Annotated in this window: 14 protein-coding genes; 2 read left to right on the forward strand and 12 right to left on the reverse strand. The window is 37.2% G+C overall.

Annotated elements, in window-relative coordinates; translation table 11 throughout:
* The first annotated feature begins 889 nt into the window (after positions 1-889).
* Complete coding sequence (locus QNI22_RS28325) at positions 890-2,608, forward strand: GAF domain-containing protein (protein ID WP_314516086.1); 1,719 nt, start codon at positions 890-892, stop codon at positions 2,606-2,608.
* 26 nt (positions 2,609-2,634) lie between these two features.
* On the opposite strand, the gene QNI22_RS28330 is transcribed toward QNI22_RS28325, so the two are convergent.
* Positions 2,635-3,573 carry a helix-turn-helix transcriptional regulator gene (locus QNI22_RS28330; protein ID WP_314516087.1) on the reverse strand — a complete coding sequence of 313 codons (939 nt, stop codon included), beginning with the start codon at positions 3,571-3,573 and terminating at the stop codon, positions 2,635-2,637.
* Positions 3,574-3,663: 90 nt separating this feature from the next.
* Positions 3,664-5,718 carry a tetratricopeptide repeat protein gene (locus QNI22_RS28335; protein ID WP_314516089.1) on the reverse strand — a complete coding sequence of 685 codons (2,055 nt, stop codon included), beginning with the start codon at positions 5,716-5,718 and terminating at the stop codon, positions 3,664-3,666.
* Positions 5,719-6,027: 309 nt separating this feature from the next.
* Between QNI22_RS28335 and QNI22_RS28340 the strand changes: the two genes are divergently transcribed.
* The gene (locus tag QNI22_RS28340; protein WP_314516090.1) at positions 6,028-6,477 is read left to right on the forward strand and encodes a DUF7832 domain-containing protein; all 450 of its coding nucleotides are present in this window, start codon (positions 6,028-6,030) and stop codon (positions 6,475-6,477) included.
* 72 nt (positions 6,478-6,549) lie between these two features.
* Here QNI22_RS28340 and QNI22_RS28345 read toward each other — a convergent pair whose 3' ends face one another.
* The 10 genes from QNI22_RS28345 to QNI22_RS28390 form a co-directional block, all read right to left on the reverse strand.
* A complete protein-coding gene (locus QNI22_RS28345; protein WP_314516092.1) occupies positions 6,550-7,800 on the reverse strand; it encodes a glycosyltransferase family 4 protein in 1,251 nt (416 codons plus the stop codon).
* A 10-nt stretch (positions 7,801-7,810) separates the two neighbouring features.
* Entirely contained in the window at positions 7,811-8,731 is a 921-nt protein-coding gene (locus QNI22_RS28350; protein WP_314516094.1) for a glycosyltransferase family protein, read from the reverse strand.
* A gap of 971 nt (positions 8,732-9,702) precedes the next feature.
* Entirely contained in the window at positions 9,703-10,680 is a 978-nt protein-coding gene (locus QNI22_RS28355; protein ID WP_314516097.1) for an ABC transporter ATP-binding protein, read from the reverse strand.
* 104 nt (positions 10,681-10,784) lie between these two features.
* Entirely contained in the window at positions 10,785-11,066 is a 282-nt protein-coding gene (locus tag QNI22_RS28360) for a DUF427 domain-containing protein (RefSeq protein WP_314516099.1), read from the reverse strand.
* 14 nt (positions 11,067-11,080) lie between these two features.
* The gene (gene feoB / locus QNI22_RS28365) at positions 11,081-13,195 is read right to left on the reverse strand and encodes a ferrous iron transport protein B (RefSeq protein WP_314516101.1); all 2,115 of its coding nucleotides are present in this window, start codon (positions 13,193-13,195) and stop codon (positions 11,081-11,083) included.
* A gap of 29 nt (positions 13,196-13,224) precedes the next feature.
* On the reverse strand, positions 13,225-13,527 hold the full coding sequence (locus QNI22_RS28370) for a FeoA family protein (protein WP_314516104.1): 303 nt from the start codon (positions 13,525-13,527) through the stop codon (positions 13,225-13,227).
* A 531-nt stretch (positions 13,528-14,058) separates the two neighbouring features.
* The gene (locus tag QNI22_RS28375) at positions 14,059-14,583 is read right to left on the reverse strand and encodes a hypothetical protein (RefSeq protein WP_314516106.1); all 525 of its coding nucleotides are present in this window, start codon (positions 14,581-14,583) and stop codon (positions 14,059-14,061) included.
* Between the two features lie 27 nt (positions 14,584-14,610).
* Positions 14,611-16,227, reverse strand: coding sequence for a SusD/RagB family nutrient-binding outer membrane lipoprotein (locus QNI22_RS28380; RefSeq protein ID WP_314516109.1), 1,617 nt, complete (start codon positions 16,225-16,227; stop codon positions 14,611-14,613).
* Between the two features lie 19 nt (positions 16,228-16,246).
* Entirely contained in the window at positions 16,247-19,480 is a 3,234-nt protein-coding gene (locus QNI22_RS28385; protein ID WP_314516112.1) for a SusC/RagA family TonB-linked outer membrane protein, read from the reverse strand.
* Positions 19,481-19,715: 235 nt separating this feature from the next.
* The gene (locus tag QNI22_RS28390) at positions 19,716-20,390 is read right to left on the reverse strand and encodes a response regulator (protein ID WP_314516115.1); all 675 of its coding nucleotides are present in this window, start codon (positions 20,388-20,390) and stop codon (positions 19,716-19,718) included.
* Positions 20,391-20,461 lie beyond the last annotated feature (71 nt).

Below are 20,461 nucleotides of genomic sequence, written 5' to 3' on the forward strand. Positions count from 1 at the left end.
GATGATTAATAAAAAATAAAGATAGAGGATTTATGAAACCCGATATTTGCTACTAGCTCAACAAGAGTATCAGAATAACGTATTTTCCTGTAAAAGAGTTGTATTTTGTTTTACTTAATTCATTCTCAATGAAATATAATTTTACGGTAAATTAAAAATATTTCCGGTTTTAATCTACAACAATTTCTATGCGAGACTAAACCAGATGTAAGAAATAAAATAGATAACAACAATAGTGAAGCTATAAGCAGATTTATATTTTATTTTAAGAAATATATGAATGATGACCAAAAGGATAAGAGAATTAGATTTATACTAGCATTCATTAAAAATGAACAGGTACATATAATAGATTAATAAATACTAGCAGACGGAAATATTCTAATCAAACGCTATATTTAGCGACGTATTTTACTAAAACGTATTTTTTATCAGGTAATATTTCAGTTAATGTATAAATAGTCTCTGTTATAGGAAGTCGCTCTCAAACATAATTACATTTTCTATCAGACATATTTTGGAGCAGTACGTTAAATCTTTGCTTAAACAACTGCTTGGCTGATTATTTATTATTGATTTAAAATTTAAAAGTCACTTGTCTGCAACGCACTACTTTGTTGTACTAGATAACATTTCTATAAGCTATCTAGGTAAGTCAACAAGAAATAGTTGAGCTCATTCTTTCGGCCTACTTTCTTCTATGATCATTTATATACAAATTCTCTAAACTAAGAGTTGTTAAATAAAATCAATATAAAATACTATAATGTACATAATTGCTATAAATAGTATTTGTGTAATAAAAGTACTGTGTATGGTTCTTATTTGAAGTAAGTTATCATGAAATTTGTCTAGATCCCCTTTGATTACCAAGTAAATGAGCAATCAGATGAATATACTAAATATAATTGTCGGTATTGGTGTTAAACCAACACAAACTGAATATATACAGGATAAGATCCGTATCTCTAATGCAGTTGCATTGATTGGTTTTATTGCTTCATTTGTTAATATCTTTGTTGTTTATAATCATTCGGATATACTTAGAAATGGCTATATTACTAATGCTTTATTCTTTGGAGTGATTGTCGCTTTTAATGCTTTAGGACTCTTTTCATTTTCAAGAATACTTACTTGTCTGTTTACAAGTATATCCACTACAGTATTATACATTCTTCTCCAGCCTGCCAATGGTGAATATATAACTGGGTTGTTGATTGTAATGGTTGTTATTACGATTATTCCATGGTTATTATTTGATTTATCTGAAAGATGGAAGCTTACATTCACACTAGGCATTCATGTTCTCTGTTTATTGGCTATTCATATTGGTGGGGGCTGGGTCGAAACAGGAGTGGATTATTCTTTTATTCAAACATCCGGACAAATTTTCTTATATGCCTTTGCTAGTATTATAGTACTTTCTGCAGGGTTGTATATATTACAAAAAAGTCATCAGAATACTATTAAGAGTAGTAGCAAGTTTATCGATACAATGCAAACTCAACAGCTGCTCTTACAGGAAAAAGAAGAAAAACTGAATAGCTATATTAAAGAAGTAGAAGATAATCAACGTATAAATCAGCAGCGGCAATGGGTATCAGATGGACTTGCCATGTTTGCAGATATCCTGCGGAAAGAAAGTAATGATACAAATCGACTCTATGAGATATTAATTTCCAAGTTGATAAAATATATTCATGCAAACCAGGGAGGGTTATTCCTAGTCCAGCAAGAGAATACTCAGGAAGGATTTATTGAACTGGTTGCCTGTTATGCATATGAACGTAAGAAGTATCTCAAAAAAAGGATTGAAATAGGAGAAGGTCTGGTTGGACAGGCTGTACAGGAATTGGATACATTATACCTAACAGACGTTCCACAAGACTACATACAAATCACATCTGGATTAGGCAAAGCAAATCCTACCTGTTTAACAATTATTCCTCTTAGAGTAAATGATAAAGTAGAAGGTGTCTTAGAAATAGCTTCATTTGAAGCGATTCCAACTTATCAGCGGGAGTTTCTGGAAAAGGTAGGAGAAAGTATAGCCTCGACCATTGCCACAACAAGAGTCAATGAACGAACCCGACAACTGCTGGAGGCCTCCCAATGGCAAACAGAGCAAATGCGTAGTCAGGAAGAAGAGATGCGTCAGAACATGGAAGAGCTAGCAGCAACACAAGAAGAGATGGAACGAAAAACAAGAGAAATGGAAGAGTTGTATGCCCAATCAAAAATAAGGGAAAATGATCTTATAGATAGTCTGGAGTTGTTGGAAACAACCCGAAAGGAAATGGAAACAAAACAGCTTGAGATAGAACAATTATTACATGAAGCTCACACTAATGAGGAACAATTGCGCCAACAGGAAGAAACGCTGAGGGCAACATTGGAAGAAATTCAACTCACAAAAGAAGAATTACAGGTAAAGAACACAGAGATTGAACGTACAAAGCAAGAAGAGAAAGCCCGTGCCGATGCTTTGATTGAATCTCAAAAGAAGATTATGCAGAAAGTACTTGACAAGCAAAAAATAAAAGAAAATGAAATGCTAAAAAGAATAGATCTCTTACAGCAGGAACTCGAAAGCCATCGCAGAAAGTAGCAAGAGAGATAGAAAAAAGCCTTTGATTACTTTTGAAGGCTTTCTATCTCTCTTTGCAGTTCTGCCACTAATGCAGTTAGTCTTTCCAATGGTAAAGAGGTTTTGGGCTCTGGCATAGATAAACTTATATATTGGCGTGCTTCCCATAGTTCCAATACGTCTTTTACTGGCACTTCAATGGTAGGAATAGCAGCAGAGTCAGACAGTAATAAGATCGTTCCCTTTATTTTAACATGATTATAAATGCGTCTATACAAAACTCCTTGTTTGTGTAAGACAATGATATAATGCTGTCCATCACGAATGTCATACCAATTTGGGGTAAATTCGCCAATGACAGTAGATCCCATTACAGGAAAATCGCTTCCAACTTCAAACGCCCGATATTTTCCAGCTGGTAGAGTAGGGATGGAAATTTGTGGAAGCTTTTCAAGATAATCTTTATAGGCATAACCTGTCAGATAGCCTGCTATATCTTTATGTGCAATCCAGAAAACTTCTTCATTCAGGCTTTTCTGAAATATGGAAGGTTGTGGTTTTTGAAAAAGATCATTAGCCGGAGGTGTATATGGCGTGTTTACTGGCTCCGTTTTTTGTGTAGATGTAAATGATGAAGGAGTAAGTATTGGATTATCTGATTGTGGTTGATAATATTTATCAATAATAGATGCCAAAGGCTTAGGTGGAGTAGGATCATTCGGCTCCATTAATTGTGGAGCAGGCTGAGGGATCGGAATACCTTGTTTTTCGCGTAAGTTCCGTATATCATTCTTTATCAGATTATCTACTGTAGTGCCAAACATCTTGGCTATATTAGTAAGGTTTTCCAGGTTTGGATTTGCTCTACCTTCTTCATAGGCTCCCAACAAAGATCGTTTTATTCCAATCTTACGGGCAAACTGTTCCTGCGTTAACCCGATAGTCCTACGCAGATATTTGATATTATTGGCAATGACTTCAGACATAGAGCACCTGTTTGATAAAAATTTTAGCAAAAATAGTAAAAACTTATTAGTTGCTGTTGAATTAAGGAACAGATAGATATCGATAGATATTTATTTTTCTGTTGCTGTTAGTACATATACAGGTACTGTAAACCAAAATGTGGTCCCTTTCCCTACTATACTATCAACTCCTATCTCGCCGCCGTTTCTGTTTACGAACTCTTGACATAATATTAATCCTAGCCCTGTACCACTTTCATTAGCAGTGCCGTTGGTTGTATGGTAGGTGTCTATTCTGAATAATTTCTGTAAATCATTCGGCGAAATACCGATTCCATTATCTGTAATCGCAATTTCTACCAGATTATCTTTGACATTTGTTGAAATAGACACATTATCACCTATATGAGAAAACTTAATAGCATTATCAGTTAAATTCCTTAATGTAAACAACAGCATATTTTTATCTGCATAGATGTGAATATCTGAGGAGATATCTAAGAGAATGTTTATTCCTTTATTAGACGCCATTACACTTACAGTTGATAATAACTCATGCATTATATGATCCAACTCTAGTAATTCAGGTTCATACCGGATACCTCCACGTTGTGTCCGGGACCAGTGAAGAAGGTTTTCAACCAAATCCAACACACTTTTCACACTGGTATTCATATCCTGAACAAACTTCTTCAACTCATTTTTATCAAAATGGTCAATATGGTTTATCAGAACCTGAAAAAGACTTGCTAATGAATTTAATGGACCACGCAAATCATGTGAAACAATTGTGAAGAACTTGTCTTTGGTAGCAATTAAACTTCGCAAGCTAGCTTCTGATTCAGTTAATTTGAGATTAGTCTGCTGCAATTCTACATTTTGAGTATGAATAATCTGGTTTCTGCTTTCCAGTAAGTGACCTGAACGTTGTTTTATTCTGAAACGGCTTATTAATACTATGGCTAAAAATAATAGAGCAACCAGCAATACACCCATAAGGTATGTCAGGTTTCTATTTTCTCGCAGTGTAATTGTGTTGATACGTTTCTCCTTTCTGAGAAGCTCAACTTCCTGCTGCTGATTTTCAAGTAAATATTTGGCCTCTACCTCTGCAATTTCAACATTTGTCCGGGCATTGAATATAGAATCCCTAATCTGACTATAAATGCGATGATTAATATATGCATCTTTGTAATTCTTTAAGGCATCCTGACTTGAAGCAAGCCCAAGATAAGCATTCATCAGAGGATCTCTGGTTTGTGCCCTGCGACCTTTCACAATTGCTTTTTCATAGTAGAATATAGCTTGTTGATATTTGCTTGTTTCATAATAACAAGCTGCAATACTGTTGTAACTACGTGCTACCGCATGCAAAAGCTGAAGCCGTTGTTCCCGTTTTAAAGCCCGGAAATAATAATTAATTGCAAAGTCATATTTTTTCTGATGGAAATAGACCTCTCCTATAGAATGCAAAGCCTGACTGATACCTCTTTCCGACTTCTGTTTCTGATAAATAGATAGGGAATTTGCTAGATATTCCAGAGCTTGTGTATACTCAGAACGTTTATCATATAATTGTCCCAGATAGTTATATACAATTGCAAGGCCTGTAGTATCTTCTAGTGCTGTCCATAGCTTTAAAGCTTTCTGATAGTATTCAAGAGCCTTATCCAGTTTACCTGATGCTTCATATACACTACCTATCAAGGTTAAAGATTGAGCCGTTCCTTTTTTATCCCGGATTTTTTCGCGAATACGTAAAGACTTAAAAAACAGGCTTAGCGATTGGTCATAGTCTCCAAAGCCAAAGTAAGCTTGACCAAGGTATTCGTAGGCATCTGCGGCTTCGGGATCTTGTCTTCGTATCAAGGCTTTATCCAAGGCTTGAGAGAAGTATTGAAGTGATTTTTTATAATTATTAAGGCGATAATATCCTTGTCCTGCCAGATTTAGTGCTTTGGTATGCCCTGACAAATAATTTGTTTTGAGAGCAAGCTGCACTGATTGTAAACTTAACCGCAGAGATTGCTCAGGAGAATTTTCAAGTAACTGTTGGGCTTGTGCATTTAATGTATCCACATTAGGTGTTTGTGCAGATAATACAATTGAGTTTACTACCAAAACGGCAATAAACAATCCTATTCTAGCTGTTTGCCAGAAGTGCAAAGAGTTGTTTTTAAGAGAAAAAGAAGAAAAAAGACACACTGCCATTTATCTGCAAAAAAATTTGCAAAGAATAAGTCACAGCTTCAAAAACTGCCATTGACTAACACTTATGATTGTAAAAAAGAAAGACTTAAGTCCAAATTACTAAAAATGTGTTAATATAAATAGCAATCTGAACCCAATGTTTCTATAAAACCACTTTAATCTTACTTATATAGTTGATAAATAGCTACATGAATCGTAACCTAATAGATAAGGTATTAAAGAAAATAGTTAATTTTAGCATTCTTTCGAATCATTCCTTTATATATGAAGAATCAGACAAACTCTCAGGCTGCTACTGTTTATGATCAGGCAAAAGAGCACTTTCTGGGAAAGTTTCCTAGTGAACTGCCTATCGAGCAAGCATATTTACATATTGGGATATATATTGGCTGGATGATTGAGAATCATCTCTATAGTGAATTCTTTCTAGATGAATCTGAAATTCAAATGTTTCGCTTTCAGAATCGTCAGATAAGCTGTACTGTACTAAGTGAGATCTGGGATGGACATCTAGGGCCTGATATGTTTAATAAGGAAGGAAATGACTTTTCTGAAGACTATTACCTAATAGGGGATTATGTAGATGACTATATCGCTACTTTATGTAAATCATACCCTACTATGTATCACGTAGAAGATAGCTGGGAGAACTATGATCTTATGAAGAAAAAAATAGATGAACGTTTTCAGGAATGGAAAAAAAATAATGGTTAAAAATAATAATAAATTTATACTCTTTGTTAGTAAAAAGAAGGGCTGGTACTATTGAGATACCAGCCCTTCTTTTTATCCGGTTTTCTTTGCGAGAATAGTGTCGTACAATTTCTTATAATGACGAGCTTGTGATAAGAGTTCAAACATTTGTTCAGCTTTCTGATGAGAGTTAATACGTAGTGCATGACTCTCATCAGCCTGTAATACCCATCGGATACCTTCTGCCAGAGACTCTGGTTCAAATGGCGTGGCCAGGTAACCGTTATGTTTATGATCAATAATATCAGGAATTCCACCAACATTAAATGCAACTCCTGGTGTTCCACAAGCTAGTGATTCTACCAAGGTATTAGGAAGATTATCTTCTAAAGATGGAGCAATAAAGACATCTGCTGCAGAGTATGCCAGAGACAATGAAATGTTATCATTTAGACGTCCCAGAGAATTAATCTTAAACTCTACATCCTGCATTTGAGTAGAGGCTGCTCCAAATACCATTAACTCTATTTTATCTTTTAATCCATTGCTATGTAATTTGTCCAATGCAGGTAATAGTAAATGCATACCTTTTCGGACATCCTGTACATTGGCCGCTCCAAATAAAACCAAATGTTTATCCTGTGGAAGATTCATCAATTGGCGAGCCATTTTTTTGTCAACAGGTTTAAATTCACTTGTATCTAACCCGTTAGGTATCACTTCTATTGGTAGTTCACCAAACAGAGAGCTTTCCCTTGCACAATTTGCCATCCAGTTACTGGGGGCAGCTATTGTAAGATTCAGATTTTTCCAAGCTTTACTTTTCCGCTTCCAGATTGTTCGGGAAAGATCATTTTCTTTCTGACTACCTAAGGCAGGGCAATTTCCACATTGGTTTTTGTATGCTGTACACTCATTGCTATAATGACAACCTCCTGTAAAAGGCCACATGTCGTGAAGTGTCCAGACTATTGGCTTATGCAGTTTGGCAAGTGCCTCAATGTTAATAAATCCGTGATTAATCCAGTGAAGATGAATAATATCCGGATCACGTTCCTTAATGACTGTTACAGGTGATTCAAGTGCAAAAGACGGAGAAAAATGTCCGTCCGTTTTATCCTGGTATAAACGTAGCGGAAGATGCGCAATATGTTCGCTAAGTTTAAGTTTCGCAGAAAGTTTACCAATCAGAGATTGTGGCGATGAAACCCACTCGTCATCTGAGGTTTTGACTTGTACAAAAGCAAATGATTCAACTTTGTTAGCTCGTAGCCCCTGATGCAGGCGCATCATTGCCCGACCTGCACCTCCGTCATCCCGTTGATTAAAGTGTAAGATTTTCATAGCGGCTTGGTTACAAAAGCACTTTCTGTAGCTTGCGTTTTACTCGTTTAAGTATACTTGGGTGATAATCAAATAATGTATTTTCAGTAAAAGCATCCGCTTCTTTGTTTCTAATCAGGTAGGGAGGATGTTTTAATGGGAATGTCATTGGATAAGTCTTGGCAGCATTATATGGACTATGTGTATCCATAGTATTGCTAGCACCTTCGCCAAAGCCAATATTAGAGATCAGATTTACATCTGATAATATACTAAGCCCATTCTGCATCCAGCACGCAAACGTAAATTGATAATCCCAGGCCGGTAATTGTCCTTCATATGTTTTTTGAAGAGTATCCGTCCAGCTCTTTAATCCTTTCTCATTTTCGAAAACACTTGCTAGCAAATTGTTCTCCCGAGCCTCTGGCCAAAGTTTCATTTGGAAGTCAAAATGTTGCCAAGCACGACGCCAGGTTGCCCATCCCCATCCATGGTTATATCGCGAGAAATAGTAACTGTAAGGAGTTCTGCTTTGACCAAACTGTACATTCTGTCCGGAGATACACATAACACGTGAATCATATCTGTAACGCTCCAGTAATTCGTCGCAAAATCTGAAGAAACTAGGATCTGGAAGACAATCGTCTTCAAGAATAATAGCTTCTTCTACTATGCTGAATGCCCAGTCAAAACCAGTGGCTGGTCTTTTACCGGCTCCCAGATTCACTTCTGAATAATTGGTCAGGACCTGACAGTCCCAATCTACGCGATTAATGATTGCACGTGTAGCAGCACATTTCTCAATATCTTCCGGCCTATCTGGTCGAGGCGCATCTGCCACAACCAATAACTGCTTAGGTTTTGCTTCTCGTATCGCATTAAAAACCTTTTCTGTAGTATCAGGCCGATTAAAAATAATGAAGATGATTGGGGTTTTGAGTTGATATTCCATTTCTATATAAAAAAGGTTTGTTAAACAAACCATGAGGCTACACAGCTCAGATTATTACACAAAGAAATTTATAGATATAATCACTTAGAACCACACATTCCTCTTTTACATAGTATTTTCCGAACTATATACGTAAAGCAAAGAAGTGAGGTTGTATAAGTAGTAAGTATTTTACTAATCTGTAGTAAAAATAATGCCTTGATCACATTTGGTTTCATACTACTATTACCCAAACGGAAGTTAGTCTTTTAAAGAGCTTATAGGTAAACGTATAGGACATATAAAGCTTTTATAAAAACTCAAAGATATTTTAATAGAAGGTTCATACAAACTTAAAGATAATTTTTGGATTTAAAAGAGCACAATAGTTCTAATTATTATGAATAAAAAAGGATTTCTATGAGTATCCCATTGATTCTTAATTTTATATTAAATATCTAACAATAAGAGACATTACTATTTTTTTGATGATATTGGTAATTTTCTGAGGCTGTTCCTATATATGGCAAATAAACTAGAATATAATTTTTCCATCTTAATGCACATAAATACATTAGGTACGTTTTCTCTGTATAGTGCAATAACATACTTAATGCTTTAATTGGGAGAATTGGTAAACGAGAATGTTCAAAGAAACAAAAGCTGGCGAATAGGAACTAGATAATACGAATAGGATTGCTATTTGAAAAGGTTTAATGGAAAACCATCCACTAATGTTAGAATGTTTATGCCACTTGTCATCAAGCAATCTGAAGATATAAGAAAAATTTAATCCAATAATACCACCAGACAGTACTAAAGCTCCCTTCTGTTAGAGGTTACTAAGAAAATGTTGTCAAATTTATTCTATAGTAAGTCATAAGCATAGTTTATGAAGAAGAAATAGTACAAATTTTTAGTTGTCCAGCAATAAAAAATAACCTTATCATTAAATTATTAAAAATGTAGGCTTATAGAATAAGACTAAAGAGTTATTGTTTGTCTCTATTACCCAAACAATTATTTATGTAGAATTTTTGCCACACTTTTTCTGTATCCACAAGATACCATTTGTTATCTGATTTCATTTTCAGAAATGAAGTCTTCTTATAATTTGTAGCGGTAATCTTTTGCAATGTATCCCATAAAGAAGCATCTGCTGTGATCTCTTCTATTTGATCTAATAATGGGAAGGGTACTGGCTCAAATGGAAAAAATTCCTTTATCTTTGCAGTTTTCATTTCTAAGATCATCCGATGATCTGATAAAAATTTGGTCACAAAATCATGGGAAGGCGTTAAGAGTAATTCTTGAGAAGAACCCATCTGCTGGATCTGCCCATTGTCCATTATTCCTATTTTATTACCAAGTTCAAATGCCTCCTGTATATCATGAGTCACTAATACAATAGTTTTATTCTTGAGTGCCTCTAGTGTTTTAAATTCCTTACGAATGGCATTTCTGGTTAATTGATCTAAAGCACCAAAAGGTTCATCCATTAATAAAATAGGAGGATCGGCTGCAAGAGCTCTTGCTAAACCAACCCGTTGTTGCTGACCACCACTAAGTTGAGAAGGATAATATGTCAGAATGGACTCTGGAAGACAAAACATTTGTAGTAACTCATATATTCGCAATTGAATGTCTTCTTTCTTCCACTCTAATAATTTAGGGACAATCGCAATATTTTCTGCAATAGTATAATGAGGAAGTAATCCAACCTGTTGGATTACATAGCCAATATTTTTTCGTAGTGTCTCTGGAGATTGAGAATATATAGATTGATTAGAAATAAAAATATCACCTTTGTCAGCCTCAATAAGGCGATTGATCATTCGTAGTGTGGTTGTTTTTCCAGAACCACTTGTTCCAAGTAAAACCAATGTTTCCCCTATAGAAATTTCAAAGGAGACATCATTAACAGCAGCTTTATTGCCAAAGTATTTGGTAACCTTTTCTACTTTAATCATAGAAATACAAGATAACAAACTGTAAATAGGCCAATCTAACCTTTACACACAAGTACTTCTACATAATAATGGCTAATAGATAAGTAAGAATAAACCAGGATAAACTATTCTGTTATTTTTACTCCTTTCCAAAACGCTATATAATCTTTTATCTGTTGGGCCGCTTCCTTAGGTTCCTTATAATACCAGGCAGCATCTTTATTCTGACTATTTTCAACATCTAGCGTATAGTAAGAGGCAATCCCCTTCCATGGACATGTAGTATGAGTTGAACTAGGTATAAAAAATTCTGTTCGAACTGATTGAGGAGGGAAATAATGATTCCCTTCTACAACTATAGTCTGATCACTTTCTGCAATAATTTGTCCGTTCCAGATTGCTTTCATAAAATTTTAAAATTTCACTTTAAAATAGTATACACAATAAAAGCAGACAGGTAAGCAATACCTGTCATATATACAAGCTGAATGATAGGCCATTTCCACCCTTTGGTTTCACGATATACAGTTGCGAGAGTACTCATACACATCATGGCAAACGCATAAAAGAGAAGAAGTGAGGAAGCTACTGCTGGTGTATACATAGGACCATTTGTTTGGGGATTAACCTCAGAGCGAAGCCGATCCTGAATAGTAGTCATATCTTCGCTTTCACTGCCTACACTATAAATAGTAGATAATGTTCCAACAAAAACCTCCCGAGCTGCAAATGAACTGATCAAGGCAATCCCTATTTTCCAATCATATCCCAGCGGACGTATTGCCGGTTCGATAAATTTACCAAAATGACCTGCATAGGATGCTTCCAATCTTGCTGCTGCAACACGATCTTCCAATTCTGTCGATTCTTTAGCCTGGCTCCGAACAACTTTTTCTGCTTCAGCCATCTGATTACCTGGCCCATAGGAAGCCAGTACCCATAGTACAATGGCAATAGCAACAATTACCTTGCCTGCCTCAAATACAAATGTTTTTACTTTCTCCAGTATCGTCAAGCCAACATTCCCCCATCTGGGTGTTTTATAATCAGGAAGTTCCATGATCAAAAAACTGCGGTCTTTCCGCTGAAGGAAAAATTTCATAATCCATGCAGAAACAAGTGCTGCAACAAAGCCCAACAGATAAAGAGCCATTAATATAATACCCTGAAGATTAAATATACCAAACACTTTTTGTTCAGGTACAACCAGCGCTACCAGAATAGTATAAATAGGTATTCGAGCCGAACAACTCATTAACGGAGTGACCATAATGGTAATGAGACGTTCTTTCCAGTTGTCTATATTACGGGTAGCCATAATAGCAGGAACGGCACAGGCAACACTGGAAATAAGTGGTACAACACTTTTACCATTCAATCCAAAAGTACGCATGATACGATCTGTAATAAAGACCACACGTGCCATATATCCTGTTTCCTCTAAGATGCTGATAAAAGCAAATAAGATAGCAATTTGTGGAATAAAAATAAGTACACCTCCAACACCTGCAATAAGGCCATCTGTAAGCAGATCCGTTAGCATACTCTGGGGTAATACAGAATGTAGCCATCCTGTGAATTGAGCAATACCTGCATCAATAAAATTCATCGGGTATTGAGCCCAGGCAAAAATTGCCTGAAAGATGAAAAATAGAATGGCAAAAAAGATAACAAATCCCCAGACTCTGTGTAGTAGTATATTATCTAGTTGCGTGGTGAGAGGATTTTGTTTAGAGTTAGCAGGTTTATGCACTGCATCAGCTACAATCCGGCGAATTTTAGCATAGCGGGCTAATGTTTCTTCTGTTTGCCATTGGCGGGATTGAAAACCGTATCTTTGTCGCTGTTCCTCAAGAAATTGTTGGGAGTAATCATCCAGAAAGCGCGCATCCTGTGCCTGATGGGCATACTGGACTGCTGTGTAGTCATTAGGCAGAGCAAACTTTGCCCGGATATTTTGTGTAAGACCTTCCGGAAAATGAATAGTATCTACAAATATTTCTGAAGATAATTGTAGTTTCTTTTCTGAAAGAGTAGTAATAATTTGCTGTTTTAGTTCTTTAATTCCTTCTCCACTACGTGCATTGGTTGTAATAACTGCCACTCCCAAGCTATTTTGTAAAGAGGAAAGATCTATGTGGAAACCAGATTTTTTTACTACATCCATCATATTGAGTGCCAACATAACAGGGATTCCTAAGTCTTTTACTTCGCTAAATAACAACAGATTACGCTTGAGATTAGAGGCATCAGCTACTACAATAATCATATCTGGATACCACTCATCTTTGGGATTAAGAAGTATATCTGTAACAACCTGCTCGTCCGGCGATTTTGGAAAGAGACTATACGTACCAGGTAAATCAATTATTTCAGCAGTATGTACATCATTGAGATGACATGTTCCGGTTTTTTTATCAACGGTAACACCAGGAAAGTTACCTACTTTCTGACTTAAACCCGTTAGTTGATTAAATAATGATGACTTACCAGCATTAGGATTTCCTACTAATGCTATTTTATAATGAGACTTCACAGGTACAACAAGCTAAATAACTAAATAAATTATGAAACCCAGTTAGAGGTTTCCTTCACAGAAGTATGATTATCGGATGGTCCTGAATGACTTTTGCCATTATCTAGTTGAATTGCTGAAGCTTCCCTCTTGCGTAATGACAAACTGTACCCGGAAACCCGAATACAAATAGGGTCTCCTAATGGTGCTATATGTTGAAGCGTAACAGATTCCCCTGGCAGACAGCCCATTTCCAAAAGCTTCAATGCCAACTCATTATCAACAATCTTAGATATGATAGCTGTTTCACCTTTACGTAAATCTGCTATGGTTTTAATCTGTATGGACTCCAATGGCGTTTAACTTTGGATTGGTATTTAGAATTATTATAAACAATGCAAGGTAGGATAAAACGCCTTCTTTTCAAAAAGTTTTGTGTGGGTTGTAAAAGGTTATAATACAGTAAACCACTAAATGAACTAATAAACTAACCTGTGAATAATAGGAAGTACAATTTTAACTATTAAATATCTTTCAGTTTATGATTATACATCTTCTTGTAATAACAAGTAACCTTGTAGACAACATCATTTATTCTACCCATAATTTGTTGGACTAAAGAAGTTGATCGGATTTTACATTACAGAAATCTGTGTGTTGAACTATATGCAAGTGAAAAAGATCGGAAATCTGGTCAAAATAAAAATTGCAATGAGTTATGCTCAAACACAAAAATGTTGTGAATAAAAAGCAATCTGTTTACTGGACGATGATGTTGTTGTGCCCTTGCAAAAAAGTTTTATCGGGAACTATGCGCAAAACAAAAAATGCAAGTAAAGGGCAGTCGTATACCTTTACTTGCATTTAGGATTATGGGTACTAGCTTATTTTACAACAGCACCAAAAATTACTGTAAAACTTGAATTAGTTCCACCACCAATGCTGGGAGCAGAATTATCGATATTGAAAACCCGACCATCTGTAAGAGTGACAGTAGGATATAAGATCAGCTCGTCATCTTCTCCCATATCGGCAATGCCATTTGGTAAACCAAATGCTGTAGCAACCTGAGTAGCTGTGATTACACCTCTGGCTTTTCCATTCGTAAAGTCAGCCTGAGATAAAGAAAGCACTAGTTTGCCTGTGATGGTATCTTCTGCACTGGCATCAATATAATCTCCGATAAACTGTACGGTACTTAGATTTTGATTGATAGAATAAGCATCAAACTCAATGGCTGAATTACTGAGATCATCACTACTGAAGTCACTTTTGTCTGTATCAACAATAATACGCATGTTAACACCTTCTTCAACTTGAGGTATGCGAATACGGTCATCATCCCGACAGGAGAAAGTGAATAGTGAAGTTACGAGTAAAATTATATAGTAAGCAGATGTTGATTTCATAGTATAAAAGTTAGATTATGAGAAAGGTTAGTCTACATCCCAGAAAACTTTATCTGTGGCAATATTTCTTGGTGCAGGAGCATTAGGATTAATTTGTAAGTCTGTGACCGAATAGGGTAGAGAGAGTATAAAGCTTCTGTTAAGGACTGTAAAAGGGTTGTTATCTGTGTTGGGATCAAAAGGTTTGGGATAACCTGTTCTGCGAATGTCATTATAGGCCTCCAATCCAAATCCGAAGTTGGCAATCCATTTTTCTGTCAAAATCAACTCAAGTTTCTTTTCTGTATTCGCAGCTGTATATAAAGCCAATACCTGTGAAGCATAGTTGCTGATTTCAGTAGTAGACAATGTAGGCGCACCTGCCAAGTCTGCAATCTGATTTACCTCTTTGAATGATTCTGTTATGGCTTGTTCAAACAACTCCTCTGCATTCTCTCCGGTATTTTTAGTGAGGGCTAACTCGGCTCGTACATACAGACTATTAGCATAGGTAAAGAGCCGTTGGTAACCAGCTCCCTGTAATCCGCTACTTTGATTCACAACACCTCCTTCTCCATCGTCATATTTTCCTCCTACTGGATATAAACCCAGCATGGTTTGTGACTGATCCTGGTCAAAGCCTTCATTGGGGTCAATGTTTAAAGAGGCGAACCATATAGACAAAAATGCTCCATCTCGGTAGGAGACAGGGTTCTGTGCAGGTTGTGCAGGTGTAAGCTGATTAAAGAAATAATAGGGTATACGAGGATCTTCAATGCCAGATAAGATTGGGTTGAGTGTGCTCTTTCCCTGCATAATCTGATAGAAGTAAGGACTTATATTATACTGAGGACCCTGTACATATTCCTGGATAAATGAAGGATGTCTGTTTTCAGGAGCTGTAGTGCTACCATACCGCAATTCAAAATCATTGGAAGCTGCACTCATCAAATCTCCTTCTGCAATCAATGCTTTGACTGCAGCATCGTCATATAGACTGGTTAGTCTTATCTGATTATATAATTTGAGTTTCAGGGTTTTGGCTAGTTTTCGCCAACGATCTGTATTCCCACTGAAAAATAAATCACTGGTTCCTGTTGACAGAGAGGATGTTTTTGCCAGATTAGCAATACCTTCATCAAGCAAAGCAAATAGCTTCGGATAAATCTCTTGACCAGCGTCAAATTCCGGATAAGGGTTTTCTGCTCCAAGCGTTGCATTTGTATAGGGAATATCCCCCCACACATCTATCATAGCGCTTGCTGCATAGGCTTTTAATATTTGAGCAATACCAACAAACTGCCAGGCTTCCTGTTCTGTGCCGAGGTTTATAATCTGGCGGATATCTGTGAATGCACCTGCATATAAGTTATCCCAGGATTGTTGAATAGGAAAATCATCTCCTACAATGAAATAGCTATTCCAGTTGTCTCTAACCACAATCTGATGAGAGAAGCTGGAAAGGGGTTCTGAAAGCCCCGATGGGCCTATGCCTAATGAGTTGGTTATGTTGAGCTGAGCATAAGGCAATAACTGACGTAAAGGAACGACAGTTGGATTATTAGGATCTTTATTAATATCCAAAAAGTTGCTTTCACAACCAGCTCCCAAAAATATTACTGCCGAAAACATCAGTATTTGTATATATCGAACGATCTTTTTCATATATAGAAAATAATTGTGTCTAGAAAGTTAATCTCAGATTGACTCCAAAGCGACGCACAGAAGGTGCTGTACTGTATTCAAATCCTTGTATGTTTAAGCTTCCAAAGGTGCTGGTCTCAGGATCAAATCGAGTGTATTTAGGAAAGTTGGGAGCTTTATACCAGATATTACGGCCGGTAAAAGAAATTTTTGCTGAACCAAATGGAGTTTTTTGCATAAGTTGTTTGGGAAGTTCATAGCCTAAACTCACTTCGCGTAAGCGAATAGTAGTAGCATCAAAAACACTCCATTCATCAGCTCCATTTACGGCAAATGTATCACCAAAGTATAGATCATTCATCTCTACCTGGATGTTGTTAGGAATGGCCTTTCCTTCACCATCAAGCAGAGGTTTTTGTGTATTCGGATCGCCCAATACCCCTGGAATCACATAATTCATTTCTCTTTTCTCTGTATCTTTGGTTACACCGCGGCCCAACATTGCTTGGACAGTGGTAGAATACAAGTCGCCGCCCTGACGATAATCAAATACAGCACCTAAGGTGATTCCTTTCCATGTGAATGAGTTGGTGAGCCCGATGATAAAATCGGGATTGGGATCTCCTATAATCTCTGGAGTGGATGATCTGATTAGTTGGCCATTGGATGGGTCAATCAGTAAGTTTCCATTTTCATCTCGCGCAGAGACACTACCGCGAATTACACCATAAGGTAAGCCGGGACGTAATACTGGGACTACACTACCACCAAATAATCCCTGGATTTCTATTTCCTGCAGGCCACTTACTAACTTATCTACGCGATTTACGTTTTTAGTAAAGGTGCCATAAATATTCCATCTGAATCCATTACTTAAAGAGATCGGAGTCACATCAAGGCCAAGTTCAACCCCTTTGTTAGTCATTGTTCCGAAGTTAGTAAGTAGGAAGTTGAATCCTGAGGCACGGGGGAGTGAAAGAAAGCCAATCTGTTCAGTAGTTTTAGTATGGTAGAACGTGAAATCTATACCTAACCGATTGTCTAATAATCTTAATTCTGTCCCTAATTCAACAGAGCGGGTGAATTCCGGTTTCAGATTAGGATTATAATCTGTATTGGAAAGAGTAGCTGCTGGAATCCCTTTGAATGGAAAATCATTGTCAGGAAGTGCACCTATGAGATTTGAGCTGGCTCCCAGATTTAACTGATAGGTTGGGAAAAGCGAATAAGGTGGTGCGTCATTTCCTACTTTTGCCCAACTGGCTCGTATTTTACCGGAATTCAGAATCTTGGATTGTATACCGAAGGCTTCTGTAAATACAAAAGATCCATTTACTGCTGGGTAAAAGAAGCTTCGGTTAGACTTCGGTAAGGTTGACGACCAATCATTACGTCCTGTTACTGTCAAGAAAGCATAATCCCGATAACTCAGGGTTGCATCGGCAAAAATACCATATAACCGACGTCTCTGATAGGTGCCACCAAACGGAATCACACTATTGGTATTATCAAGATCAAGAATGTCAAAATCAATCATGCCTGACCCCTGAAAACTTTGTGTTTGTGTAGTACGTTGATTCACATTGTGTCCTATTACTACTTTCAGGCCAAGGTCATCAGATAGTTTGCGACTGGCAGATAGCAAGAAATTAGATTCTATTTCTGTGAATGTTGTATTTGTCTCTGTAATTTCTCCGATTCCGCCACCCCCCCTTGAGCCAGGGCGGTACCATTCCAAATCCCGTTGGCTATAGGTATTGATACCAATTTTGTAGGATGCAGTCAGCCAGTTAAAAATGTCATAACTTGCATTGATACTGGCTAATACACGGTTGATGTTTGCATTAAATCCATCGTATTTGGTACTCCAGTATGGATTAGTAGATTGTCCGGTGGACACAAAAAATATATTCGCATGTGTAATCGGATTTTCAAAAGGTTGGCCCTGAAGATCCCAGTTTCGTCCAAGAAACATAGTACGACCAAAGGCCGACGCATTTCCAATGGCGTTGTTTGCTCCACCCGCAGGCCCGGATTGCAGGCTATTGGTATAGGCAAAGTTACCTCCTATAGTCAAACCATTCTCAAGGGTGGTTCCTCCTCCCAGACTTAAATTGGTACGTTCAAATTTTGAATTAGGTATATAGCCATCCTGATTCATTTTAGATAAGGTTGCAGTTAGATTGCCTTTACTTGTACTACCTGCCACAGTAATGGAGTTCTCGAATACCCTTCCTGTTTTGAAAAAATCCTTTACATTGTTAGGGTAAGCCCGATAAGGGACTTTTGTTCCCGCAAGTTCAGGAAAGGCAGTAGGAATAGATGGCCATATAGGTATGGAGTCAATGGTAGGATAAGGAACTGCACCTTGAAAAGGAGCACCCCACGAACCATTAGATGCTGCATAGACAAAGCCAGTTCCTGTACCATAACTATTTTGGTATTTAGGCAGATTGGCTATGTTTTCAATAGAATAAGAGGAAGAGAAGGTGACTTCTAGTCCCTTCTTTGAGCTTTTTCCTGCACCAGTCTTGGTTGTAATGACCACAACCCCATTGGCAGCACGAATGCCATACAAAGCTGCTGCTGCACCTCCTTTCAATACCGTCATGGATTGAATGTTATTAGGGTCCAGATCTGCTATACGACTTGAATATGCTCCACCTCCTGACAACTGTGAATTGCCTCCCGCATTTGCTCCATTGGTCGAATTGTCATATGGAATACCATCTACTATAAATAAAGGCTGGTTATTTCCAAAAAAGGATCGGGTACCTCTGATTGTGAGGCGTGTTGCACTACCTGGTACGCCACTGGAGCCTATGATATTAACTCCGGGAACTTTCCCTTGCAAACCTCTAAGTACATCGGGTTCAGATACTTGTTGTACTTTGCTGGCATCTACTTTCTCAACAGAATATCCCAGCGATTTTTGATTACGTTCAATACCAACTGCAGTAACTACCACTTCACTTAATGACTGAACATCAGGAACAAGAGATATGTCAATAGTAGTACGGTTGGCTATCTGTACTTCCTGATTCAGATAACCAACAAAACTGAATAATAACGTTGCATCACGGGGAGCGCTGATACTAAACTTTCCTTCTGAATCTGTGATAGTACCAGTAGTAGTTCCTTTTACAGACACACTTACACCAGGTAAGGCAGACTTGTCTTCTCCGACTACTGTCCCTGTTACCGAGGTGTTTTGTGCCCATATAGAACTACTAATCAGAATCCCGATGCAAAACATGAGTAAGATCTTTTTCATAGGCAAAAAATTGGGTTTGTATATATGAAGTATGCACGCTAACAGAGCATGATTATCAAATATAGACACTGTGAAAAGGGAAAAAATCACACAGATTGGGTGATTTTTGAGTGAGAAAGATGTGTGGTTAACAGGTTGTTACACTATAAGGATTAAATGGGCAGATTACACTAGACAGAAACAATAAAACCCGGATAAGTCCGGGTTCGTGAATAGAATATATAGCTGTGCTAGTTTAGATAAGCCGTTCCTGTACGGCTTTCTCGATAGCCTCTGCTTTGGTATGTACCTCAAGTTTCCAGTAAATATTTTTAATATGAGTACGAATCGTTTCTTTATTTACAAATAATTCTTCTGCAATGTGTGTATAGCTCTTTCCTTTAGCTAATAGTTCCAGTACCTCCGTTTCACGCTGTGTAAGTGGAGTGTTTTGATTCTTGTGAAAAGATGCCACTACTCTTCGGGCAATGCTGGTGCTCATTGGTGCGCCACCTTCCTGAATATCTTTAATGGCTTCAAGAAGCTTGGCGGGTTGTACACTTTTGGTTAAATAGCCTCCTGCACCTGCACATAAAGCCTTAAAAATCAGTTCGTCATTTTCGTATACTGTAATCACAATGACATTTGTTTTGGGACGAGCTTTTTTAATTTTTTCGATCCCTTCGATCCCATTCATCCCACTTGGCAGTTCAATATCAATCAGGACAACATCTGGAGAATCCTCACACAAGTTTTTGATGGCCTCCTCACAGCGATTGTAGGTATTAACAATCCGAAAGCCAGGTGTTCCATCTATAAGCATTGAGAATCCGTTCCGGATAATGGTGTCATCTTCTACAATACATACCTTGATTGGGGTAGTACTTTTTATATTTTGCATAGAGATCATAGGTGTAGGTAGCGTAAACATAGTTGTTCGAATTAAAGATGCATAGTGATTAAAAAAGTCTCATGGCTTGTATAAATGGTTTGATAGTTATA

It is taken from the genome of Xanthocytophaga agilis, assembly GCF_030068605.1.
GTDB lineage: Bacteria > Bacteroidota > Bacteroidia > Cytophagales > 172606-1 > Xanthocytophaga > Xanthocytophaga agilis.